General features: G+C 34.5%; 23 protein-coding genes and 4 pseudogenes. 16 read left to right on the top strand and 11 right to left on the bottom strand.

The genetic code is table 11. The features are described 5' to 3' along the window. Positions 1-109: 109 nt before the first annotated feature. Entirely contained in the window at positions 110-778 is a 669-nt protein-coding gene (locus tag AC1M36_RS24025; RefSeq protein WP_479846282.1) for a recombinase family protein, read from the top strand. A gap of 35 nt (positions 779-813) precedes the next feature. On the opposite strand, the pseudogene AC1M36_RS24020 reads toward AC1M36_RS24025, so the two are convergent. Continuing rightward, positions 814-1,046 (bottom strand): annotated as a pseudogene (locus tag AC1M36_RS24020) (IS6 family transposase); the annotation flags it as partial. 237 nt (positions 1,047-1,283) lie between these two features. Here AC1M36_RS24020 and AC1M36_RS24015 point away from each other — a divergent pair. The 3 genes from AC1M36_RS24015 (at position 1,284) to AC1M36_RS24005 (ending at position 3,855) form a co-directional block, all read left to right on the top strand. Further along, a complete protein-coding gene (locus AC1M36_RS24015; RefSeq protein WP_479846273.1) occupies positions 1,284-2,117 on the top strand; it encodes a YiiX/YebB-like N1pC/P60 family cysteine hydrolase in 834 nt (277 codons plus the stop codon). A gap of 163 nt (positions 2,118-2,280) precedes the next feature. Beyond that, a complete protein-coding gene (locus AC1M36_RS24010; protein ID WP_479846272.1) occupies positions 2,281-3,375 on the top strand; it encodes a hypothetical protein in 1,095 nt (364 codons plus the stop codon). Between the two features lie 162 nt (positions 3,376-3,537). Next, positions 3,538-3,855, top strand: coding sequence for a hypothetical protein (locus AC1M36_RS24005; RefSeq protein ID WP_479846271.1), 318 nt, complete (start codon positions 3,538-3,540; stop codon positions 3,853-3,855). A 430-nt stretch (positions 3,856-4,285) separates the two neighbouring features. On the opposite strand, the gene AC1M36_RS24000 is transcribed toward AC1M36_RS24005, so the two are convergent. Continuing rightward, a complete protein-coding gene (locus tag AC1M36_RS24000; protein ID WP_479846270.1) occupies positions 4,286-4,972 on the bottom strand; it encodes an IS6 family transposase in 687 nt (228 codons plus the stop codon). A gap of 356 nt (positions 4,973-5,328) precedes the next feature. On the opposite strand from AC1M36_RS24000, the gene AC1M36_RS23995 reads away from it, so the two are divergent. Next, positions 5,329-5,952, top strand: a complete 624-nt coding sequence (locus AC1M36_RS23995) for a hypothetical protein (RefSeq protein ID WP_336454618.1) — start codon at positions 5,329-5,331, stop codon at positions 5,950-5,952. Positions 5,953-6,076: 124 nt separating this feature from the next. On the opposite strand, the pseudogene AC1M36_RS23990 reads toward AC1M36_RS23995, so the two are convergent. Both AC1M36_RS23990 and AC1M36_RS23985 read right to left on the bottom strand, forming a co-directional pair. Continuing rightward, positions 6,077-6,248, bottom strand: a pseudogene (locus AC1M36_RS23990) (IS6 family transposase); the annotation flags it as partial. Positions 6,249-6,355: 107 nt separating this feature from the next. Then, the gene (locus tag AC1M36_RS23985; protein WP_479846281.1) at positions 6,356-7,255 is read right to left on the bottom strand and encodes an alpha/beta hydrolase; all 900 of its coding nucleotides are present in this window, start codon (positions 7,253-7,255) and stop codon (positions 6,356-6,358) included. A 605-nt stretch (positions 7,256-7,860) separates the two neighbouring features. Between AC1M36_RS23985 and AC1M36_RS23980 the strand changes: the two genes are divergently transcribed. The 4 genes and pseudogenes from AC1M36_RS23980 to AC1M36_RS23965 all read left to right on the top strand — a co-directional run bounded on the left by AC1M36_RS23980 (position 7,861) and on the right by AC1M36_RS23965 (position 10,202). After that, entirely contained in the window at positions 7,861-8,073 is a 213-nt protein-coding gene (locus AC1M36_RS23980; protein ID WP_479846269.1) for a hypothetical protein, read from the top strand. Positions 8,074-8,089: 16 nt separating this feature from the next. Next, a pseudogene (locus tag AC1M36_RS23975) lies at positions 8,090-8,384 on the top strand (hypothetical protein). 110 nt (positions 8,385-8,494) lie between these two features. Further along, positions 8,495-9,499, top strand: coding sequence for a DUF4046 domain-containing protein (locus AC1M36_RS23970; protein WP_336454318.1), 1,005 nt, complete (start codon positions 8,495-8,497; stop codon positions 9,497-9,499). Positions 9,500-9,971: 472 nt separating this feature from the next. Continuing rightward, positions 9,972-10,202, top strand: a complete 231-nt coding sequence (locus AC1M36_RS23965) for a helix-turn-helix transcriptional regulator (protein ID WP_479846268.1) — start codon at positions 9,972-9,974, stop codon at positions 10,200-10,202. Here the strand turns inward: AC1M36_RS23965 and AC1M36_RS23960 are convergent, their stop codons facing one another. From AC1M36_RS23960 to AC1M36_RS23945, 4 genes are all read right to left on the bottom strand, one after another. After that, positions 10,203-10,817, bottom strand: a complete 615-nt coding sequence (locus AC1M36_RS23960) for a replication-relaxation family protein (RefSeq protein WP_479846267.1) — start codon at positions 10,815-10,817, stop codon at positions 10,203-10,205. Further along, complete coding sequence (locus AC1M36_RS23955) at positions 10,756-11,937, bottom strand: FtsK/SpoIIIE domain-containing protein (RefSeq protein WP_479846266.1); 1,182 nt, start codon at positions 11,935-11,937, stop codon at positions 10,756-10,758. Before AC1M36_RS23955 ends, AC1M36_RS23960 begins: the two co-directional genes overlap by 62 nt. A 100-nt stretch (positions 11,938-12,037) precedes the next feature. Next, complete coding sequence (locus tag AC1M36_RS23950; RefSeq protein ID WP_336454314.1) at positions 12,038-12,223, bottom strand: hypothetical protein; 186 nt, start codon at positions 12,221-12,223, stop codon at positions 12,038-12,040. Between the two features lies 1 nt (position 12,224). Then, positions 12,225-12,521, bottom strand: a complete 297-nt coding sequence (locus tag AC1M36_RS23945) for a hypothetical protein (RefSeq protein WP_336454313.1) — start codon at positions 12,519-12,521, stop codon at positions 12,225-12,227. Between the two features lie 163 nt (positions 12,522-12,684). Between AC1M36_RS23945 and AC1M36_RS23940 the strand changes: the two genes are divergently transcribed. Together AC1M36_RS23940 and AC1M36_RS23935 are read left to right on the top strand one after the other, a co-directional pair. Beyond that, on the top strand, positions 12,685-13,059 hold the full coding sequence (locus AC1M36_RS23940) for a hypothetical protein (protein WP_336454312.1): 375 nt from the start codon (positions 12,685-12,687) through the stop codon (positions 13,057-13,059). Positions 13,060-13,180: 121 nt separating this feature from the next. Further along, positions 13,181-13,339, top strand: coding sequence for a hypothetical protein (locus AC1M36_RS23935; RefSeq protein WP_336454311.1), 159 nt, complete (start codon positions 13,181-13,183; stop codon positions 13,337-13,339). 282 nt (positions 13,340-13,621) lie between these two features. Here the strand turns inward: AC1M36_RS23935 and AC1M36_RS23930 are convergent, their stop codons facing one another. From AC1M36_RS23930 to AC1M36_RS23920, 3 genes and pseudogenes are all read right to left on the bottom strand, one after another. Further along, positions 13,622-14,284: a hypothetical protein gene (locus AC1M36_RS23930; protein ID WP_479846265.1), complete on the bottom strand. Its 663-nt coding sequence runs from the start codon at positions 14,282-14,284 to the stop codon at positions 13,622-13,624. A gap of 134 nt (positions 14,285-14,418) precedes the next feature. Beyond that, positions 14,419-14,916: a hypothetical protein gene (locus tag AC1M36_RS23925; RefSeq protein WP_336454309.1), complete on the bottom strand. Its 498-nt coding sequence runs from the start codon at positions 14,914-14,916 to the stop codon at positions 14,419-14,421. A 126-nt stretch (positions 14,917-15,042) separates the two neighbouring features. Continuing rightward, a pseudogene (locus AC1M36_RS23920) lies at positions 15,043-15,727 on the bottom strand (transposase); the annotation flags it as partial. A 356-nt stretch (positions 15,728-16,083) separates the two neighbouring features. Here AC1M36_RS23920 and AC1M36_RS23915 point away from each other — a divergent pair. From AC1M36_RS23915 to AC1M36_RS23895, 5 genes are all read left to right on the top strand, one after another. Continuing rightward, a complete protein-coding gene (locus AC1M36_RS23915; RefSeq protein WP_336454308.1) occupies positions 16,084-16,569 on the top strand; it encodes a hypothetical protein in 486 nt (161 codons plus the stop codon). Positions 16,570-16,809: 240 nt separating this feature from the next. After that, positions 16,810-17,277: a hypothetical protein gene (locus AC1M36_RS23910; RefSeq protein WP_336454307.1), complete on the top strand. Its 468-nt coding sequence runs from the start codon at positions 16,810-16,812 to the stop codon at positions 17,275-17,277. A gap of 2 nt (positions 17,278-17,279) precedes the next feature. After that, positions 17,280-18,476, top strand: coding sequence for a hypothetical protein (locus tag AC1M36_RS23905; protein WP_479846264.1), 1,197 nt, complete (start codon positions 17,280-17,282; stop codon positions 18,474-18,476). A gap of 341 nt (positions 18,477-18,817) precedes the next feature. After that, a complete protein-coding gene (locus AC1M36_RS23900) occupies positions 18,818-20,884 on the top strand; it encodes a lanthionine synthetase LanC family protein (RefSeq protein ID WP_336454305.1) in 2,067 nt (688 codons plus the stop codon). Between the two features lie 390 nt (positions 20,885-21,274). After that, positions 21,275-22,303: an endonuclease/exonuclease/phosphatase family protein gene (locus tag AC1M36_RS23895; RefSeq protein WP_336454304.1), complete on the top strand. Its 1,029-nt coding sequence runs from the start codon at positions 21,275-21,277 to the stop codon at positions 22,301-22,303. Positions 22,304-22,997 lie beyond the last annotated feature (694 nt).

Here is a 22,997-nt window from a genome sequence, read left to right as displayed (position 1 = left end):
ATAACTTCTAAAGTGACACATTGAAATATCAAGTTTATAAAGGTGTGTGTAATATATTTATAAACGTTTATTTTTAATGAATACCTTTATAAACGAAAGTGGTATAATGGTGGTAACAAATGTAAGGAGAATATCAAAAGTGGCTAATATTTATGGATATATACGTGTAAGCACAAAAGATCAAAATGAACAGCGTCAATTACATAAGATGATGGAACGAGGAGTGGAAGCTCGACGTATTTTTGTCGATAAAGCAAGTGGACGACATTTTGATCGTCCTCAGTATCAATTATTACGAAAAATATTGAGTACAGGTGATATTGTTTACATAGATGCCTTAGATCGTATGGGGCGTAATTATGATGAGGTAATTACAGAGTGGAAATATATAACGAGAGAATTACAAGCAGATATTGTTGTTTTAGAAAATGAAACACTGTTTGATAGCCGTAAATTCCGTGAGATGGGTGACATGGGACGATTAATGGAAGATCAATTTTTATCTTTGTTGTCTTATGTTGCAGATCAAGAGCGTAAAAAAATTCATCAGCGACAAGCGGAAGGAATTGCTGTAGCAAAATCTCAAGGGAAACATTTAGGGCGCCCGCGAATAAATTGGTCCAATTTAACTTCAAAGCAACAATATACAATAGAAGAAACTTATTCAAAATGGAAAAATGGGAAGATAACAGGAGTTATGTTTATGGAAATGTTAAACCTCAAGAAAAACACATTTTATAAAATAATCAAGGAATATGAAAAACAAAATAGCAATTAACCTATAAAAAATTCAAATCCTTACAGTATAGGTATATCAATTCTCCAAGAATCATGGGTTGTCTTAAGATGACAACTCATTTGCTCATCTAATACAGAGCTATATTGATGAACCAAGTGTATGCTCATTGTGTGAGCAATTGATAATCCTCTTTCATCATTTTAACTATGTCACGAAAGCTGAGGTTGTACCGTAGATACCATCTGACTGTTAACAAAATAATACCTGGTTGGTAATGCTTCCACTTAAATAAATTTTGATTTTCCATACTGATCACGCTCTTTTTTAAAGTGCTAATATCAGCATGTCCAAGTTTATGAGATTACTTGCAAGAGTCTTCGACCTCTTTGCACTAGAATCCAAAGAACTTTAAATACCCGAAACTGTAAATAATTTCGAAAAAATGTCGGAAAATTTTTCTGAAAAATCATAACTTTATATTGGTATTTTTGTTAATTATTGTATAATTATATCGAATACTAAATATACAAAAAGGGGATGGATTATGAAAAAGTTATTAAGTACCGTTATTGCTGCAACTATATTAACATTGCCGTATGGGGTAAGTCATGCAGAAGAATCAAGTAAAGTTGGACTTAATTATGAACAGGCATTACAAAAATTTGACACAATAAAAAAAAGTATAAGTAATAATAATGAGCTAGATATAAAAGAAAAAGAAAAAATTAGAAAAGAAAACTATGAATTATTGAACTCAGTTTTAGATGCAAATAAAGGTATGGAAACTCAAAAAGTTGAAAAAATCATTTCTGCTGTAGAAGATATTGATGCACTTATGTATGATCTTGAAGCAGAAAAAGGTAATACTAACTTTGGAAGTAGATCAATAGATTATGAACCTGGTAATGAAAAAACATCTAACAAAATGCAGGCAGCTGCTGCAACTTGGAGTGGAAAAGGTGATATATTAGTTAGCATGAAAGCTAAAACATATGGCTTACCACATGGACATGCAGCCATATTAAGTACAACACCACATTATGTTATTGAAGCATTACCTAGTCCAGGTGTTGTTCATCAGTCAGCCTCAAAATATTGGTCTACAGTAGATGATGAAGGGCAATATTATGTTAAAGGTGCATCAAATTCAGCATATATAAATGCAGTTTCTTATGCAAAAAACCAAATTGGCGAACCATACAAGTTGAAAACTAGTTTAAATAATACTTCTGAATGGTATTGCTCAAAACTAGTTTATAAAGCTTGGCTTAGTGCAGGGTATCATGTAGGTACACTTGATGCTTATCTAGGTGTTGTTCTTCCGGGAAGTATCAAATCAGATATGGATACCGTTAAATATAAGAGTAATCCATACTAAGCATAATAGAAGATGGTTTAATCGTATGAAATATAAGAAAAGCGTGCCAAATTAAATTGGACACGCTTTTCTTTAAAATGTACATAAAAGAATTTATCTAATGGAATTCATTATATTATTTCGGAAAAACTCTAATACTACTTTTAATTAATAAGGAGAAAAAATGAAAAAAATTATAATGATTGGATTTGTTAGTCTTTTATTTTTAATTGGTTGTAGTCAATCCAAAACATCTGAAAGTGTAAAAGAATTTTCAGATGTAACACAATTTTCACCTAAAGGAAGTGGAAATTATCTTTTATTTCATCTAATTGATCCTTTTGGGAAAAAGGGTTATATAAATGAAGTTGATAGTTCAGCTAAAATAATTAAGAAGCATACTATTACAGATAATCACTTTTCTCCCTCCGATGTGTTTCATTTTCAAGATCAGTTCTATTTTGCAAGTGGAGCATATTCTAATGAAACTCAAGTAATGAAATATAATCCGTCAAATAAAAAGATATCATTGATTGAAACAGGTCAAAATAAATTTATAGAGAAATATTATAAAGATGATGTATCTGAATATGTTATAACAGTTGCAAATAAAGATGATAGTAATGATGTATGTGATATTAAGAAAAAGAAATGTGTTAATTTATCACAAGGATATATTGCACAGGATATTACAAGTATTAATAATAATATAATTGTCGTTGGAGTAGATAATAAATCAATGGAAAGTAAAGAAAAAGTTACGGTTATAAAAAAGTATGATAGAAATTTAAATTTAATAAAAGAGATCACTTTAGATATACTCCCAAATTATTTTACTTATACTCATCAGGCTCAAAAATTATATTTATTTATGATCAATGGAGATATAATAGAAGTTGATAGTGAGTTAAATATAAAGACTTATCCTATAGATTTATCTAAGTTTTCTCAAAAAATATCAAGAGTTAATTATAATAAAAATGTAGTAATTGATAAAGATACAATACTGTTAAATTTAGAGATTCGCGAATTAGAACAAAAATTGAGTTCTCTTGTGAAAATTTCTTTTAAAAATCATACTCCTCATTTAGAAGAGATTGATAATAGTAAAGGGGAAAGTGTATTAAATATAGATCAAAAATCTAACGAGATTTTTACAAGATCTTATGAAAATAAACGTACGATTATTAAAATAAGAGATCTTAAAACACTTAAGGTTACAAATACACTAAAGTTAGAAAACAATGATCCTATATATTTTGTAGATAATATTAAATAATATTAGGAGCAAAGTTGACCAAATTTATACATAAAGGAGATTATTAAAAGGATTACAGAAATGGTTGTAAATAAAGGCTGTTCTTGTCATGTAAGAACGGCCTTTATTTACATTTACTCCGGAATAGAGTTTTTAATATTACAAATACAAGGAGTGAAAAGAATGCATTGGGAGACTCTTCCTAATTGGTTTTGGATAATATATTATTTATTTTTATTAATTACATTAGGAGCTTCAATATTTAGTGTAATCCGAAAGAAAATGAAAAGTTTGTCTATTTTAGCAATCATTTTCGTTATAACAGTTCCAATAATAAGTCTTATAAATAGTATTGAAAGACCAGCAGGAACAAATGAATTTGAATATTTAATTAATAACTTGCAACAAGGTTTTATTTGGTCCATATTTATAATTATAGGTTATTTGTTTTTATTAGTATGGTGGTTGTTGTTTTTACTCAATAGTAAGACTAAAAGTTAAGTTTATTGCATTGAAAGTATGATTTTAATTTCTTTTTTGATTATAGATGAAAAATTTTATATCCCCTATATGTACTTATACTGAGCAAATAAATAAGTGAGCTGTGATCAGAATCCAGCTCTTTTGTTATTTACAGGAATTCATTTGAAAAAATCACGTTTTTATTACAAACGACTTCTCAGATTCGTTTGTATGACGTTTTGGATAAGTAGGTAATACGATAGGTATTGGGAGTTGCATAATTCGAAAAAGGAACAAGAAGTAACTTAAAGAGTATTTAGAAGTTTTTATTCAAAATGAAAAAGGTGGTTGTTATTTGCGACTTAACCCTTTCTCAACGAGTTGGCGAATTGTGTTATTTCGATTCTTCAGTTGGTTCTGTTGCGAAGTTTTGTTAAGGTTAAGTGGTGCCAACAAAAAGTTGTACATTTTATGCGATTGGTAGTAGCTCCTGTAATTCATTGTATGTCGAAAAACCGAAGTCTGAGCCAAGACTTCGGTTTCGTTTATATAAAGCATGAATGGTCTCGATGCCTTTCAAGGTACGGGAAGCGTGACGAAGATTTTGAAATCCTGCGGATTTGGAAAAACGTCGCTTCACATGCCTATGGTCCTGTTCAATGAGATTGTTCAAATGCTTGATTGTACAATGAGTTGTATGTATATAAAAGCCTTGTTCTCTTAATTTGTTAAATGCACAAAGTAATGCTGGTGCTTTGTCTGTAGTGAGAACCGCTGGTTCTCCAAACGTTTTGACCAATCTTTTCATAAAAGCATAGGCAGACTGATGATCTCGTTTTTTACGAAGTTGAATATCCAATGTTTGCCCGTCTTTATCAATTGCACGATATAAATAACACCATTTTCCTTTGACTTTTATATAGGTTTCATCTAGTTTCCAAGATAATGGAACGTTTTTATTTTTCTTCTTCCAAATTTGATAGATAAGGTTTCCATATTCATGAACCCAGCGCATGATGGTTGTTGGGTGAACCGAAACACCACGCTCTTTCAAGATTTCAGATACATCACGATAGCTTAAAGAAAAACGACAATAGTAGCCAACGGCTACCAAAATAATATCCTTTTTAAACTGTTTTCCTTTAAAATACCCCATATATCATTCTCCTGCCACACTTTTTCTACAGGTTATCTCAGTTTAGAAATCTTTGCAACACAACCTATAAAGGTGTTATAGGTAAAAAAACTTCCAGTTATAAAGACGTTACGAAGTCTAGCAGTCGTTTTCAAAACAGACAGACCAATCTAACTCGCTCGCAATTTGAAAAAAATCTCAGCAAGAGTGGTTGGAAATCAAATAGATCTAAAGATGGTAACGTAACTATAATGACTAAAAATGGTGCAAAATATGTAATAAGAAATAACGCAAAGTCAACAGGAAAACCATCAGCAGATTATACTCCAAGAGGAAAGAAAAAAATGACATTAAAAATTAGATTAGGAGGGTAGACATTGAATTTAGAAGCGTTATTTTTAAGAGACAAGGAAGAATTTGAAGGCTGGAATGAAAAACTAAATGAGATGTTTCATTTAGGATTTAACTTGCCATATCAAGTGTTTAAAAAAGGATATGGTAATTATATGTTTGAAGAATTTGATTTCTTAATGGAAGATGGTGGATGGGACGAAGTGAAGAAAATAGCTCAAATGACAAATGATTCATTTGTTGTCATGGGAGTATTGAATCCTCATCCTGTTAAATACTATTATAAAGAGTTCGGATATTACAATTGGTTGAAATTACCATTTCATTTGAGTGGTAATCAGTATATTGATGTATTAGATATGTATCCCGTAGATAGTCCGGCAGATTCTATTATGGATAATTCGTCAATGATTGTTTGGTTTTCACCTTCTATGGAATGGATTATTATTGGTGACAGAGAGTATGGAATTGGTATACTCACAATAAAAGATGGTAGTAAGTTAAAACATAATTTCACCTCTTCTGATGCATGGAAAGAGTTCGATGATGATGTTTTATCATGGATATCCTTAAACTTTGAGGATGAAAATATATATAAAGAGTTTATCCGAACTTTTTCTAAGAATTATAGTAACAATTCTCGCAAATGAGGTAAACGAGATAAAAGGTTCTACTGCAAAGTTCTTTTACATGTAGAATGTTTAAGAGGACATATCCGATTCTGTTGCAAAGCCTTTCAAATGATAAACAAAAGCCTGCATGTATGAGGAAATATTATGCGGCTACTAATAATTTCTCTAATTCATAATACACTGAAAAGGCGGGGTCTGTTTGAAGACTTCGCCTTTGTTTATAGGGGATGAGTGGTTTCAATTTCTTTCAAGGTACGTGAAGCATAATGAAGACTTTGAAATCCTGCAGATTTGGTAAAACGTCGTTTTACATGTAGGGGTACAGACCGCAAAACGGAAAAAAACCACGCTAAGCAAAAAATATAATAAGCTGCCTATATGGACAGCTCATTTACATAATTTTCGGTATAGGAAGTAAAAATTATTGTTTATTTAGTTTTAAACCTAAATTTTTGAAAAGCCATTTGATCCTATCTTCAGAAGCAGTATCACATGCTGTAAAGAGATGATCTGTCTCGTACCAGATAATTTCTTTAGGTAGATTTGCATTTGTATAAAAACTATTCGCTTGATCTCTTGATACAAATTCGTCATTATAAGCAAATTGAAAGAATAAAGATGCTGGTACCGCTTTGTCTATGTAGTGAATAGCATCTAAAGGTTCGAGTGCTGAAATAAATGAATGGAATTTTTCTTCTGATAACATATTTCGAATTAATACTGCTAGAGGGTGGTCACTTGTTTTATGCCACATAGATACACTTGAGAAACCTGCCATCAAAATATATGCTTTAATACGTTTTTCAACTCCCGCAAGGACACCTCCCCAAGTAGCACCTAAGCTATGCCCAATATACGCAATTTGTTTTGAATCAACATTATTAAAAGTAGATAGCAAATCTATTCCTCTTCTAATGTCGAGTATTGTTTGAATATATTTTTGAATATCAGTCATTGCTTCTACCATGTAATGCAATTCTTGCTCTGTGGAAGGGGTTTTTGGAGCTGTACCACGCACAAAAGGTGCATCAATTAAAAGAGAAAAGACACCATTTAAAGCTAATTTCTCAGCTTCTGGTAAAAAGGTTTTTCTATTACCTTGTCCTGGATGCATAAAGATAACTGCTGGTGAAGGAGTACTTGTTTTTGGAACCACTAAATAACCAGGAACTGTCCCGCCACATGGACTTAAATAATTTATGTCTTTAACTGTATGGCTGTTATAAACAACAGATGAAACTTCTTGAAAGTCTAAAGCGAGGTTACGGTCATATTCGAGCATTAATGACAACTCCTTTTTGTAGAAAATTTTACCATACATAAAGACTAGATATATAAATTGCAGTTTCTTTTTGCATATCCTATTCATGTGAGGTTAACATAACGTAACATTATCAGTAGCGAAGACAAGGCGGTTCCCTACTCTCATAAGGAATCTGACTTTTTCCCTTTCTATCAAATGATTTTTGCACCAGAACCTGTTTTTTTGAGCTAAATTCTCATAAATAACTGTATAAAAGTAAAGTTCTTGTTTTGGGCATTTAATTTCGTTAGGCTGATGGCTATGGGGCGCGACCCTTACTTAATATTTTTTTGTAAAATCATGTACTTTTTGATTAGATTTTATAGTATTCATTATAAATTAAAGATACGTTTCTATTAGAAACTCTCCTTATAAAGACTGTACTCCCATGGAGGAGTCTCAACCTTTTTCAGAGCACTCACTCTAATGTGAGTGCATTTTTTTGGCAGACAAGGACTGGAACGCTTCTATCAACATCCAGCAAGGAGAGCGATTAGGGGGTCTGTTGCAAAGTTTTAAACGCCCCCAAAATATAGAATGAAAATACAATTGTTCCGAATAAACATTATAAAATATACAAGAACATGTATCGTATACTCATTATTTTGGGTTATTTTTCAACTTTGCAACAGAACCAGAAAAATGGCCCCTTGTATTCATTCGGGCACATAGAAAATGCCCTCAATAATATGTTTGACTGGCGTGATGATTTTGATTTATTCCCTGACCTTTTATCTGAACTGGGATTCACTTGGGAAGATTTACGTGAGTGGATTTTAACTTTAGAAACTGGTTATAGCAAATATGGAAGAAAATTATGCATAACTGATAATTAAAGAGAGTGTGTACTTCATGGACAATTACCTAAAAAAGAAGCAACAAAGGGGAAAATTGGAAAAATTTCAATCGTACAATTAAGGGTCAAAGTTATTTTCAGTGTTCTTCCTTTCAGTGGAAAAATATCGTATTCAAAAATTATAACAAAGTTAAACGAAAAGAAATGAATATAGAACAACTTATTACTCTGATGCAAAGGGAAGGCATACAATTTACTCAACATCCTTCGTTGGTAGCATATCCAATAATTGAGTTTATAAAGTATATCGCAAAAATTTGTAATGAGACAATTGAAATAGAACCCTGTTGATATTAACAGGACTCTTCACTATTTACTTTCTTTACGTCTTATTTAAAAAAGACTACCGCTAGGATAAAATTAAAGTTATACAATTCAGAAAAAAAGAAAGGGAGAGAAGATTGAACACAAATTCCAACACAGCAATTAGAATCGAAGACATTTACCAAGAAATATTAGATGGTAAACGTAGAAATTTCCCTCAATACACTTGGAGTGAAGATGTAGATAGGGAATTAGCAAAACGTATTACTAGATATTTACTTGAAGTAGTTTTAGATTGGAACACTGAACAGATTATTAATGGCTGGACTACAGATTTAATTGTTAAATATAAATTGAGTGGCATGTTTAGTATTGTCTATAATGGAAACTTAAATCGCATCTTGCATGATGCATATCCAGATCGTTTTAAAGAATGGCAACTTAGAGTGGCGCCTAATGGATACTGGACAGCAGAAAATTCCTTAGAAGCGCTAAAATGGACTATTGAGGTAAAAGAGCAATTATCAGATGAGGAGTTAATTACAATATATGATAAAAGTTGGTTACGACATCATAAACTCGGAACTCCTTTAAAAGTTTTTTGGAATGAAAGCCCCTTTCATATGTTGGATGCCTTATATCCTGGTAAGTTTAAAGCATGGCAAATGAGAAAAACGCCTAGAGGTTTTTGGACAAAAGAAACTGCTTTAGACCTATTAAAATGGACTATCGAAGTAAAGGAACAGTTAACTGATGAACACCTAAAACAAGTCTATGAAATAAAGTGGTTAAAAAAACACAATTTAGCTACACCATTAAAAGAATTCTGGCATACACAACCTTTTACAATGCTAAATGATTTGTATCCAGAAAAGTTTAAACCATGGGAATTTAGTAAAACTCCTAATGGATATTGGACACAAGAAAACGCCCTGGAAGCATTGCGTTGGACAATAGAAGAAAAAGAAAAATTATCAGATCAAGAGTTGAAAGAAGTTTACAATTATGATTGGTTAAAACAAATGGGTTTAAGAACACCTTTAGTGAAATTTTGGAATAACAATGCTTATAAAATGCTAAATACATTATATCCAAATCGGTATTCAAAAGAGATGTTGGTTTTCTTACAACCGATGAAATAAGTTTAATGTAGAATTCTTCCATCCTATATAGTGCATGAATTGGAGCTTTTTTGCTCTTCTATATGATTTTGGTTTTGAATATTTAATATTATACTTTCATTAAAGTACGTGAAATTATTAATTCTGTCATATTTCTACAAGCCAACAAGCTATCAACTCTTAATTTATTAAACTTCATTTCATTGCTTACTAAATCAAATAAAGCCTAAATCCTTTGTATATCAATGGATTTAGGCTTTTTATTTTAAAGGAATACCCTTTGCAACAAGTTGCCATTAGGCTAGTGTATCAGCAACTTGTAGCTATTACTATGAATGCTAGATTCCTCAAAATTATTACATGTTTTTTCATTTTTACTTCTTAATTTATTTTATGATGAACACTACTCCAAAATTACAATTTGTTGAAGGTTTTAAAAATTATAGATTTGGACAAGCTAGATTTATAAATAATGATTTCCTGAGGTGAGAATATGAGTTGGTTTGGTATAGGAAAACCTAGGAGTAAATTCGGTAAATTTATAGATAAGCATAATTTAACTCAACAGGAAGTAGCAGAAAGGAGCGGTGTAAGTCAAGGTACAATTAGTCGCTTATGCAAAGGAAATGCATTTCTTCCATCCTTAAAAACGGGTTTTAAAATTATTGTTGCTTTAAAAAAGCTAACAAATAAAAATGTAGATTACAATGATTTTTGGCTTTAATTAAAAAATATCATTCATCACAAATGTTCTCATAAACACATTTTGTTTTATAGCATATTGCTCTAATTTTGATTGTCGATAGTCTGATAATGTAAAAAAAATGATCACTGGAACAATAGCATTCTGTCTTTTATAGATCTCTGTTATATGGCCATATAACTGTATTTTGTGTTCGTTTGCTTTCATATGTTGCATACGATCTATTTCAACGAAATGGGGAACATTATCTTCAAAATACGTTGCGTCAGGAATAATCTGATACCTTTGACCATTGATTGAAAACTCGATAGGTCTTTCTGTTTTCCATTCTGGAAATCCAAGCCACATCCAGCTTTCGTTTCGCATTAATATGTGCTGTAATTGACTACTTTTCTTTACTTCTCTTGTAACTCCTAATAAATCACGTCCTTTTTTATTTAAATAATATACATGCTCACGAGCTATTTTTGTAATATGACAATACGGAGTCAGATCCTTTAGTACACGATTTGCATTTCGAATACTCCCTAGACAGTGAATGGCTTGCAATTGCCTCCTAGTTGCAAAATCTAACTTACTCAAAGTAGATAAAATCTCGATTTGTCTTGCTTTCTGTTTGAGTGTTTGATGCCTCATTTTGTTTCACCACCTTGTATTGCTTCAGTAAATCCCACATGTCTTTATCCTTTAAATAAGGTACCTGAATTTCTTCTGTGCGATCAGTCTTAAATAATGCTCTTCCTGGAAGAGAAGGCAGATCCTCAAGACCTGGTTCGTCTAAAGCAACTTGTGAAGCAATTGCTGTTGGTAATCGAAATCCTAATTTAGCATCAGCATTTTGTTTAATCTGTCTTGGCAGCGTATCAGAAGTAGGATACTGGGTACAAAAGATAAGTCGGAATCCTAAACCTCCCCCAATCCTTGCAATTTCAGATAACATCTCCTGACACATAAATAATAAGTCACGTTGTTTTTTAGGTAAGCCTTGTGTCGGACAAAGGTTTGCTCCTTCATCAATAATAATGAAGTGCCGCTCTTTGATGGATGTATTTATGATATTCGTAAAATAAGATGTCTTCATCATTTCAATTCGTTTTACCATCATCTCACGCACTCTGACTAACATTTCTAATGCTTGTTTTGGGTTTTTGGAAACTTCTTCTACTTGGGACAGATCCTTATAAGGACTGAATTCAAGTCCTTCTTTCAAGTCGATAATAAAAAACTTTACATATTCAGGCTGTTGTAAAATTAAACTCGTCACTACATTTTTTAGAAATACTGTTTTCCCAAAACGAGTCATTCCACTTACACACATATGCGGTGTTTTCTCGAAATCATGATATACGTGTTTATCTAATGCTTTCCCCATCATAACTCTCCATGTGTGCTCTTTTAACAGATCCTTAGACCAATTCCACATTTCAGGTATTCGTTGCTTAAATACTCGAATATGAAGCTCTCTTTGATGAAACGATATTTTAACAGGTTTATATAATCCTTCTTCTAACACTTCAGCTAACTTTTTGATAAGTTGACTAGGTACGCCGAGCGGTAACTTGTAAACATAATTCATACTTATATCATCTTCTATTTCTTTTATAAAAATAGGGTATTGTAATTCACCTTTATGTTGAACACATATCTTTGCAATTTCAAAAAACGTAGTAATTTTTTTCTTATCACTCATCTCTTTACCTCTATAAAAATATGCTACAGTTAAAAAGGTTGCTGGAATTAATAAAAGTGACAACATTTCCTCCATACCTCCTTAAGGTAGTTGAGCTTGTATGGAAGGGAAAAAATACATCTAATAGGTGCACTGTTATCTTATTTTTCAACTACCACATGTGATACTAGCGTAGAAACACATCTAGCATATCCATTAGAACGTACCAAACACTTCCGATAAGCAAGCATTTGAAACCTGCACGTAGCAACCAATCTGGAAGGTAAAATCCTTTCTTTTTCAAAAATTTAATCCCTAAAACTGAGATACCAGTAACACCATAAACAACCCCTAATTCTCCAATGATTGTCATATTAACTCCGTCCTTTCAGTTTAATAGACAGGTTCCCTTGATTATCTTTGTACAACTGATAATCATCGAGTAATTCATTCCAACTTAATGGATACTCGTCATCATTTAGGTATTCCTCAATTTTACGACTTAGATGATAGTAGCCACGGTACTGTGAATCTAGATATACATTGTGTCTTTGCATATGCTCTTGTATAGCGCATATGCTTTCTTCATTTTTGGTGTTTTTATACATTTCGTTCAGGGTTCGAGAGGAATAAAGATACGGTGTACTATACAGCATTTGATATTGATTCATATGTCTCACCATCCATATAAAATTCTAGGTACACTAATACATATGAGTGCTATCCATATTATTGAATTTGTACAAAAAATAAAATATCTACTCACAAAGGACAGTTATGTATATATGAAGAATTTATGTTGCAAAAGCAAAAATATGGAAGGGGTGACATTATTTGTTAAAATTAAAAAAATTCATCATTCCGTTATTAATATTTACCTTATTAGCTATATTCGTTATTGAAAAAAGAAGAGTTATTTTTCAGGAGGAAAATCCTATACCGTTAGCCATAGCATTGTCAAAAATGATTTTTCTTAATAAGGAAATAATTGAGGTAGAACCAAACGAAGATCGGTATTCAGATGTTTCTCTTTATTTAGTAAAACGGGGGAAAATGGAGCCTTTCATAGAAATGCTGGAGAAAGATGGTTGGACATTCGTTGAGCAATTAGAATATCAAAATGCTTTAATTTTTGAAAAGGGGAATCAGACCCAAAGTATTTCTTATAGATACTATACAAGATATTATACGATACTCGACTCTTATTAAGATGAGATGAACAGTCTTCAAACCGAAACTACTATGCTATAATATGAAAAGATAATTGTGAAGTTAGGGTGGAGGCTATCACTCCTTCTTTCTATTTTGGAAAGAAAGGGGGTGAAAAGCCATGAAAGTACTTTTTGAATTTCTAAAAGAAATTATAAAGGGGATCGTTCGTGAAACGATTGCACACCTCTTTAAGAAAAACATTTTAGAACAAAAGAAATCCACCCTATCATCTCGCCGTCGGAAGCGTAAAAAGGGTGGATTTCGTAAGAAAAAATAAGTTATGGTAGCCACCACCTTGACGGTAGCAGTTGTCCAAAGAGGAGCACATGTTGGTAGCATGTTGCTCTCTTTTTTATTGTATGGCTTTATTGACTGAAGTATACCTTAGTTTGTATCTATATTATAGCATGTACAATGAGATTTGCAATTACAGAGCTATGTCTAAAAAATGTACAAGGAGAAAAAACGTGCGTCTAGAGATTTTTTAGGTAAACGAACGAACCGTCCCCGTGGATTCCCAAACTGAAAAACCGTTCTAAATGCGAACGGTGTTGAAGGGTTATCTTTCATAAAAGTTCGGAAGGCAGGTCACCGCATGGACTTGACCGTCGTCGAGCACCAGCTGGACAATGATATCGCCTGAGGACATGACGACGAGGTGCGAAAACTGATCGGATGCTTGCAGGTCGACAGACCAGATCGAGAATTTCGTGAGTGTCGGATTGTTGTACTTTCCTGTTCCCGGAGTCCCCGCAGTTCCAGTGAAGACGTCGACGTTAACGTCCGAGTCCGAAACATTGGCGATGAGCAGTATACCTTTGGTGATTGAACCGATTGTGAGCGGGAAAACTGTTCCCTGCGCCACCCGTATTCCACTGGAGTTCACCGCCGGAGGTACGGCAAACACGAGTCGGTTTTGAGGCCCACTCTGTTGCAGCACGGCGCTGGCGGTCTGTGCGACCAATGGCGTCCGTGCCCTTACTAGTGCGGGCTGCCCCTTGCTCAGCCGGAACAGGTCATTATTCGGGTCGGCAGACGAAGATACGTAACCGTTCGCGTTTTTGAGTTCGCTGAACGAAGCGAGTTCAGCGCCCTTTTGACTGTACACGTTGAAGGTAACGTCTACTGCGCTTGCCGCCTGTGAGTCCAGGCCTACCTCGAGGTGAGCATTGGCATATGGTGAATTCCCGAAGTTGGTGATCATCGTAAAAAAATCGGACATGTCGTCGCTCCCTTTCCTAATAACAATTTATTACCGTTCCCTCTGAAACTACATACTTCGCTACTTGTACGGGACTCCGTCAATTCCTTTGATTTTCAACCCTTGCGACCGTATTGGAAAATTCTCATCCTCTTCTATGGTTGAAAAAACAGCACATTGACTCCGACACGCATTACACATGGGTCGTCCCCGTTGTTATCAGTGAGCTGCATTGTGCAGACAATATCGTCCCCCTCTGCCCGGACATCGACTTGCATTTGTCCTAGCGGCCGTTCACGCAAACCCATCTGTGGATTACCCAAATTCCCGTTAATGTAGCCGCAGTTGATTCTGTTTATCCCGACAAAAGTCCAATTTGCCCCCGCCGGTCGATTTACACGCGCCCTCAGTGTTTCGGGGCGACCGGGCTTCAGATTATTGGTCCCGCCGAAGTGATCAAAGGAGAAGTTGACGATGGTGCCACCCAGAATTCGCCCCTCTGTTGGTATCTCTTGTCTAGGATCTAAGGCCTCAGTTGATCCCGTAGCTTGCATAGGAGAAGGGATTGATTTCACTTCACTTGCAAACGTACTATCTTGAAGCCCTTGACCTGAAACTGTTTGATATTGAGAGTCATTAAATATCTCTGTCATAATACACGCTCCTCAGAGTTGAATAGATATCTTGCAATAATAGGATGTCTCTTTAGTCACTTCTCTATACACATAATTTGGTTTACCCTAATAAAAAAACATCCGATTATTCGGATATATCCTGCATTTTTTCTTTTCACGAATCGTTTGATCATGTAAGTGTTTCTGTGTTTGCTTCTCCGTACATCTATAAACCACAATGCGAGTAGATTGTTTGTCTTTACTCCCTACATATACATTATGTAATTCATACACTTGACCAGGTTGTAATTGTTTCATAATGTCTTCCAAATGAATTTGTATATATACCGGTTTCAATTGAGCGGGTTTTGTTTTAAATACCACTGTTTCAAATTCTTTTCTATACATTTTAGTTGGTAACTTAAGACGTGACAAATAATATTCTTGCTTATCTTGGATAGACTTAAAGTCTTGTAAACGAAAATATCCTAAGTCATGAATATATAGTTCATTCTTTTGTGCCATACCTGTTCGAGTCGCACCATACACCTGATCACTCCGTTTTCCTAGTTCAATTTTCACAACAGAAAATTCTCCAATTTTAGCTTGTAGAAGTATAGTAAATACGTTCGAAAGAAGGCTACAGAAGCCGAGTTAAATCGTCGGTTAAGTCATCAAGACTTAATAAAATTCCTGTTGAAGTTTCTAATTGACTACAAAGTTGAGTAAAAGAGGTAGTAGCAATTTGTTGATTTAACCATACACACAAATTTAAAAAATGGTGCCCATGGCACTTACGTTTCATTTCGCCAGCTTCTATAGCTAATTGATTAAGTGTAGCAGGGGACATATATCAATATAACTCTTCGGCAAATAAAGAAAACTCTTGTATTTGATACATATTCATAAAAAACACGTTACTATTCTCATTAATATAAGAGAATAGTAACGCGCTTTTAACTTCAAAAATATCCTAAATCCTTAAGTTGATGGATGTGGGGTGGTACCCCTTTTAAAGTTCAGTTATCATTTCTCTTGAAAAATTATATATTTAATCCTAATAATCAAATAAACAATAATTGCGATTAATAAAAATTACAATTCTATCGCTGAACTGATTGATTGCACCTTTCATCAAATAATGAATTTTTTTCGTCTAAAAAGATAAAAGTATTCATGTACAAAATATATTAGAGGAGCTTCTTTATGCATGAAAAGATTTCAATCTCCGGGCAGGTCCATGACTATGATATGCAACCAATTTATAATATCAAAGTGTCTGTATATGACAACCTACAGTATATTGACCACAAATACACAGATATGGATGGTAAATACCACTTATCTATACCATCTGGTAGGCCAATTACAGTGTGTTTCGATACGCATTGGTCTCTACAGAATGCAAAAAAATGGCATCCCTCTGTAATTGCAAATATAGACACCAAACAAGATATCGTACTCAATCGATTTCTCATGCAAACTAACGACAGTACTGGTCGTGCAGCAGATATTGATGCACTCAGCGCTTACCAATTCATTGTAATGTGGACAGAAACAGTCAAACTTGACAAAATCTATGCTGAGTACGCCGCTTATCGTGTGTCGACATTGATGATAGTTCGGCCTGAGCTACATGAATTTCAGAAAAAGCTGGAAGATTTCTTCTTAAAGGAGTCCAAATCACCATAATTGTCTTTAAATTTGAGTCACCCTAAACTTGAACTTTTAGTTCAAAACAATTGAATATTCAATAGTAGAAATTTTAAAACGACCGTGAAAAAAGAAAGGAAAGACAGGCTTATTAGCTTGATGACGTATATTGTCGAGTGGCTAAATACAAGGTTCTGTAGGCATTTACCCCTCCCTCTGCTTATAAACTGAATAAATAAAATTACTCGATGGTGGGGAACTTAGAATCAGGGTGACATTATGGCAGTAAGAATTAAACGATTAAGGAAGGAAGAATTCGCCTTTACTAATTGCTTCTTCGTTCTTGCTATATTGTTTATCTTGTACATTATTATTTATCAGACGATTTCAGAATCGACTATGATTACAGGAGGAAAGCAAATGTCTTTTCGAATAAACGATTTAATGATTACTGTGTTGCCAAAGGAAGGTCAAATCTCTGAATGCCGCCCAGGCTTTTCATCCTGCCCGGGGGGATGTAGCAATCCTGACACTAAATTCCCTGAAGAGAAGGTTGACTTCAGTGAACTAACTGAAATTAGAGAAATTCTCCGATATGCTATTTCTCGTGTGGAAGCACCAGATCTTGAACATAAGATTCTTCCTGACACATGCGAGGGCATCGAAGTACTTGAGGAAAAGTTACAGGGAGCTCTTAATGAGTTACGATCGTACAAGGCTACAAAAGAAAAATCAAGTGACATATAGAAATGGCTAAAATAGAGTCGTTATCAGGAAATTCTCTCCGTTTACGAGATCTTTCTGATGCTATATTTCGTTCTAATCCAGATTACAAGTTAATTCTCTTTGATCACCTTCCTCAAGAAGCAAAGAAGGCTCTTGCGGATTTATTAAAAGATCCTAATTTTTATGGCGTGCTTCAATCACCTAACCGGGATTTGGGGATAAAGTCTGTGTGTCGTGAAACAGCTTTACTTTTTTTTACCTTTCAGAAAGCCGGGAAGCTACCAAGATATGTACAAATAATGTATGGATCCCGATTTAATGAAGTAGTAGCTATGCTAGTTCTAGATCGTATTCTAGAGATTGAATCGAATGAAAAATTTCTCTCCGGTTCTGAAGCGTACCAGGTAATCTATGAAGATCAACCAATGATTAAACCAGATGGAGCTATAAGTCGGCTTTCCATTGAAGCGTTAAAATATGGACAATCTCTTGAATTTGATGACTGTTTGAAAATATCATCACGTCTTTATTCCTACAATCATCTACCGGTTACAACTCATTGGAAGCAGCTCTATTCTTCGGAAGAGGCAATCATACAATACTTTGGTATAGATTTTGGAGGTAAAAATCGAGCGATTTTGGACCATCACTGGGCAAGCATTAATACTTCATCAAATAAAAAGTGGCTTTCTTGGTCCTTCAGAGGTGCAGTGCCTATTCGCAGCTCTTACAAACTCTATATAAGCCCTCGTTGTGAACATTTATTAGATGTTTTTAGTGATACTTTGGAAATCCTCACAGAGGTACGGGCACCTAGCTTTAAAATAGGTAACGACGTGTATGGACTCCTTCGTCCTGATAAAATGGTAGCTTATTTCACAACTTATGATGAAATGAGTGAGGCCGCTTTACGGTTGGCAAAACGGTTGAAAGGAATATCCGCACATGGTGTTCCCTTTACAGCAACTATTGATCCAAGCGGTTTGCTCTCTTGGGGAATGGATCCTCCTCGACAGGAACATTTCCTTCCATGGCAGGGACCGAGCTGGAGAAGATGGATAACCGACCGACTAGCAGTAGCACTAATCTTGGCTAAGAAATCTTCGCATAAAATCGAACCGTGGCAGTTTGCCCTAGAGCGCTTAGCTCTAGAAGGAGTTGATATTAAATCTTGGGTACCAAAACCTACAATTTGGAACGAACTTGAAAGGAGGGGGTAAAAATAGGAGCAACCGATGTTTTTATTCTGCCAAAAGATGTCCTAATCCTGCCTGTAAGAGAATTCGGTTCCGATTTTTGTTCCCGTGCTGATTGTAGTGAGAATGATTTTGCTATCAGTCGTCCACGTTCACGTGCATCTGTAAAGATTATAGATTCAGATGCTGCCGACCTTTTAGAAGAATTCCGCAATCCAAATAGCATCTTGGAAGCTGTAGTAAATTACAGCTTGAAGCGTCGTTTGGACCCAGAAGAGACCTTAAACAATACTTTTCCGCTTCTTCGAAACCTACGAGCGTCAAGGATCTTAGTTCCTGCTCATTCGGAGGAAGCTAGCCGCATTGTGCCAACTCTTACCACAGGTACAAGGGTAGCTAAGTGGGAAGTATTACAGTGTGTACAGGTTCTTGAAGATACCGAAGTCTATCAAGTAAAGGAAGAAAACGGAACACTTTGTGCTTTAAAGATAGCTCGAAAGAAGAGTGATGAACAGGCAAACAAAGCCTTAATTCGTGAAGCAGCCATCATTGAGAGATTGGATGGAATCTATAATCCAAAGCTCAGACATACGGGCCGGTATCAGGGAAAAAGATATCTAGTAATGGAATGGTGCACAGGAAAGATTGCAACAATTGTTGCTGAGGAATTACGCAAATCTTCAACTGGTAAAAAAAATGTTAAGTTACATGATATTTGCTGCAGGATATTAGAAGCCTATGCATCCCTACATGCCCAAGGTGTAATTCATGCGGATGTCCATCCTCGAAACTTACTAATTGACGAAGTTGGTCGAATTAAAATTATTGATTTTGGTTTAGCTTGGATGGACAAACAGCCACAACATTTCGACGATCCTCAACGTGCTGGCATTGGATTTTATTTTGAACCAGAGTATGCAGAGACTTACCTACTTGGCAAGGATCCAGAAACCGTTACCATCATGAGTGAACAGTATGCTCTAGGAGCACTACTTTATTTACTTATTACAGGACGGCACTACCTAGATTTTTCCTTTGAAAAAATGGAGATGTTTCGACAGATTTCTGAAGAGAATCCTTTGCCCTTTACCTATCGTGGAATGGAACCATGGCCCGAGGTTGAAGAATCCCTTGCTAGGGCTCTTAGTAAGAATCCCGAAGAACGCTTTCCCTCGGTAGCGGTATTTGCTCAACAGTTAAGAGTAGCACTTGATTCAATGGAAGTGAATTCAACCAATCATAATTCAAAAAACCCTTCTAATCCTACTATTTTAGGAGAAGAAAGATTGCAGGCAATACTTCAAAAGTATGGTACACTTGGCACTCTTATCTCTAAGGGATTACCTTACGCTCCAACTTCTTCTGTTAATTTTGGCTCAGCAGGAATTGCCTATATGTTTTACCGCATTGCATGTCTTCGAAACGATCCAGCACTCCTAGCTGTTGCCGATTTATGGTCCAATCGGGCTAAGAGAGAGTGTGATCGGAAGTCGGCGTTCCACAGCGAAGAATTAGATTTTACAGAAAAGACTATCGGTCCGATATCAATATACCACACAGTTAATGGTGTACACTGTGTACAAGGACTGATAAATAACGCAATGGGCGATTTTTCTTCATTATCAGAGGAAATTCAACATTTTGTTGCCACATCCCAGCATACTTGTGAAAACATTGACTTAACTTTAGGGAGGTCAAGCACATTAATTGGGTGTACCAACCTAATTAACTCAATTCCTTCTGATGGATCGGTTGATAGATCATTACTTTTGGAATTAGGTCAGAATATAGTAGAAGAAATCTGGTCCCAAATCAAGTTATATGCTCCAATACAAGAATGCAAGGAGCTGTCTTGGCTGGGCATTGCACACGGATGGGCTGGTATTCTTTACGCTACTTTACAATGGTGTCATGTATTAGAGATTTCGCCTACATATGAAGTTGAGAAACGTTTGTGGCAACTCGCCGATTTAGCAGAGACAAAAGGACAAGGTGTATGTTGGAAACGTTCTCCGTGTGATAACACGGTTTGGGCTGGCTGGTGTCACGGAACAGCAGGATATACACATTTGTGGTCTTTAGCTTACGAGGTATATGACGACTTTAGGCTTTTTGAATTGGCTGAAAGATCTGCATGGCACACATGGACTGAGGCGGATGGAAATAGTAGTAACCTTTGTTGTGGACTTGCCGGACAATCTTACGCTTTACTCAACATTTATAAGTATACCAGGGATAAGAAATGGCTTGATCGAGCACGTAAAATAGGTGAGATGGCTATATCTAATATGTCATCACCTTGGTTGAGGAGCCATAGTCTTTACTGGGGAGATGTAGGCATTGCTCTTCTTATTGCAGATCTGTCTAATCCAGAGTATGCTTGCATGCCTCTCTTCGAATTAGAGTGCCGTCCGCTAAGAGAGGATTCTTAAACAAATAGGTTTTCTTGAAGAGTTGGCATAACACAGAAATATCTGGCCATTTTGCAAATTTTTTTGTTTCTCATGCCTTCCTCAGCCTGAGCAAGGGATAAAATCTCTTGCTTTTTCTCTCACAGCCATATTCCGTTCTTTCGACTCTTACGTCTTTTTAAAGTTCAGCGATAGCAGTAAATATAAATATGGTAACACAAGATTCCAAACTGAAGTAGAAAAATCATCACTTCATCACAGAGAATGAAAATATACTGAGCTATTCATACTAATTCTTAATCCAGTATTTCTACATACCCTTTATTGCGGAATATGATTAGTGCTATATACACCCTCTGATAACCGTCCAATGGGTATTACAAATTACATAACTAAAGAAGGTGAAAGTTTATGCAAATTCGCTGTGGAACATTTAACTTATACCAATTTGTTGAACCTCCTTTCAAATGGTATGAACCTCATAACATCTATTCAGATGCTGAATGGTTGATGAAGAAAGAATGGATTAAAGAACAAATATTAAAGATGGAATGCGATGTTATTGGTTTTCAAGAAGTATTTAGCTCAGCTATTTTGAAAAGCTTAGTTGAGGAGTTAGGGTTTATTCATTTTGAAACAGTAGAAACCCCTGTTACAGATATAGATAATCCATTAATATTTATAAAACCTGTAGTTGCGATAGCTTCAAAATATCCAATAATATCAGTAAATCCTGTTAAAGTACCAGATTCCATTATGGAGGAAATACCTGTTAATGAAGATTTCAAATTCAGTCGTATTCCAATAAAGGCTACGATACATATTGATGGTTCTGGTGATATTGTTTTTTATGTTTCGCATTTGAAATCCAAAAACCCAGCAGTTAGAGATGTACATTTTAATCCTGGTGATGCATTGGATAAAAAGATATTAGCAACTTTACGAGCAAGATCGAGAGGACATGTAATATCATTACTACAACGGGGGGCAGAAGCAGCAGCCTTGTATCATGATATATCTGAAACTTTACACACTCATAAAGAGGTTCCAGTTATCTTGCTTGGTGATTTAAACGATGATGAACACTCTATTCCCATAGAAGCATTAACTAATAGAGAAAGGCTTCTAAAAATAAAGAATGATCCAATTTTGGATGACGATCAACAGATTGTCTATAACCATAAACTTTATGATGCTTTTGACTTAGCTCCAAATCAAAGTGGACAAAAAAGATTGCCCACACATTATTATGGAAAATTAGGAAACGTACTAGACTATATTTTTGTATCTAATGCACTTAATGAAAAAAACAGACAACACGTTGGTCGAGTAAGCTCATATAAGGTACTTGACCGACATTTAAAATGTGATGATATTGAAAATAAAACACAATCTGATCATGCCCAAGTTGTTGCAACCATAAAATTTAAAGAAATTTAGCCTTGAAATTAACCAGGGGAGATTTTTAAAGGAAAAATAAATTATGATAGCTACTATTTTGACAATAATAGTTATCTGAAGAGTGCACATGTTAATAACACGTGACTCTTTTTATTAATTAATAAAATCTTATATAAATATATATCTTATATATATTTAAAATATAAAGACAAAACTTATATAGGGAGAGTAAATATGATTTTATTCCTACTATAACAAGGAATTTAAGCATACTATAGCGTAAAAAATCATAAACAGCAAAATCTAACAACACAAAATTAGCCATTAGTAAGGTATAAAACCTACAAATAATCATAAATGAAATCATATATTTCTACATAAAAAATGAAATAAATTGATGCATTGTTAAATATATTTATTCAAGTGCTAAATTTTCATTTCATCCACTGTATGTCCACAATTTTAAAATATTTACTCACAAAACATTCACAATATAGGCTAACTAATCAACATAATTAGAATTTCTCACATTACTCACATATATATTGACGATTTTTGATAGGTGAAGTGCCAAAATCCCTTTATTTCAATAATCATTACATAATATTATTCACATCGGGTTTTATTTATCTACATACCCACGAAATTTAATGTTTTTCTTATGATTTTTTGTAGGTATTTGTATGCATTTTAGATAAATATAACGTGTTTATTTAAATATAGGTGTGGAAAA

Source organism: Bacillus sp. Medicinal_06 (genome assembly GCF_056711665.1).
This window is presented reverse-complemented; position numbering and strand designations above follow the sequence as displayed.

What these genes read in the sequence shown, in the direction of transcription:
- AC1M36_RS24015 (WP_479846273.1), top strand. Translation starts at nt 1,284, where the DNA reads ATGAAAAAGTTATTAAGTACCGTTATTGCTGCAACTATATTAACATTG.
- AC1M36_RS24010 (WP_479846272.1), top strand. Translation starts at nt 2,281, where the DNA reads ATGAAAAAAATTATAATGATTGGATTTGTTAGTCTTTTATTTTTAATT.
- AC1M36_RS24005 (WP_479846271.1), top strand. Translation starts at nt 3,538, where the DNA reads ATGCATTGGGAGACTCTTCCTAATTGGTTTTGGATAATATATTATTTA.
- AC1M36_RS24000 (WP_479846270.1), bottom strand. Translation starts at nt 4,972, where the DNA reads ATGGGGTATTTTAAAGGAAAACAGTTTAAAAAGGATATTATTTTGGTA.
- AC1M36_RS23985 (WP_479846281.1), bottom strand. Translation starts at nt 7,255, where the DNA reads ATGTATGGTAAAATTTTCTACAAAAAGGAGTTGTCATTAATGCTCGAA.
- AC1M36_RS23965 (WP_479846268.1), top strand. Translation starts at nt 9,972, where the DNA reads ATGAGTTGGTTTGGTATAGGAAAACCTAGGAGTAAATTCGGTAAATTT.
- AC1M36_RS23960 (WP_479846267.1), bottom strand. Translation starts at nt 10,817, where the DNA reads ATGAGGCATCAAACACTCAAACAGAAAGCAAGACAAATCGAGATTTTA.
- AC1M36_RS23955 (WP_479846266.1), bottom strand. Translation starts at nt 11,937, where the DNA reads ATGTTGTCACTTTTATTAATTCCAGCAACCTTTTTAACTGTAGCATAT.
- AC1M36_RS23950 (WP_336454314.1), bottom strand. Translation starts at nt 12,223, where the DNA reads ATGACAATCATTGGAGAATTAGGGGTTGTTTATGGTGTTACTGGTATC.
- AC1M36_RS23945 (WP_336454313.1), bottom strand. Translation starts at nt 12,521, where the DNA reads ATGAATCAATATCAAATGCTGTATAGTACACCGTATCTTTATTCCTCT.
- AC1M36_RS23935 (WP_336454311.1), top strand. Translation starts at nt 13,181, where the DNA reads ATGAAAGTACTTTTTGAATTTCTAAAAGAAATTATAAAGGGGATCGTT.
- AC1M36_RS23930 (WP_479846265.1), bottom strand. Translation starts at nt 14,284, where the DNA reads ATGTCCGATTTTTTTACGATGATCACCAACTTCGGGAATTCACCATAT.
- AC1M36_RS23925 (WP_336454309.1), bottom strand. Translation starts at nt 14,916, where the DNA reads ATGACAGAGATATTTAATGACTCTCAATATCAAACAGTTTCAGGTCAA.
- AC1M36_RS23915 (WP_336454308.1), top strand. Translation starts at nt 16,084, where the DNA reads ATGCATGAAAAGATTTCAATCTCCGGGCAGGTCCATGACTATGATATG.
- AC1M36_RS23910 (WP_336454307.1), top strand. Translation starts at nt 16,810, where the DNA reads ATGGCAGTAAGAATTAAACGATTAAGGAAGGAAGAATTCGCCTTTACT.
- AC1M36_RS23905 (WP_479846264.1), top strand. Translation starts at nt 17,280, where the DNA reads ATGGCTAAAATAGAGTCGTTATCAGGAAATTCTCTCCGTTTACGAGAT.
- AC1M36_RS23895 (WP_336454304.1), top strand. Translation starts at nt 21,275, where the DNA reads ATGCAAATTCGCTGTGGAACATTTAACTTATACCAATTTGTTGAACCT.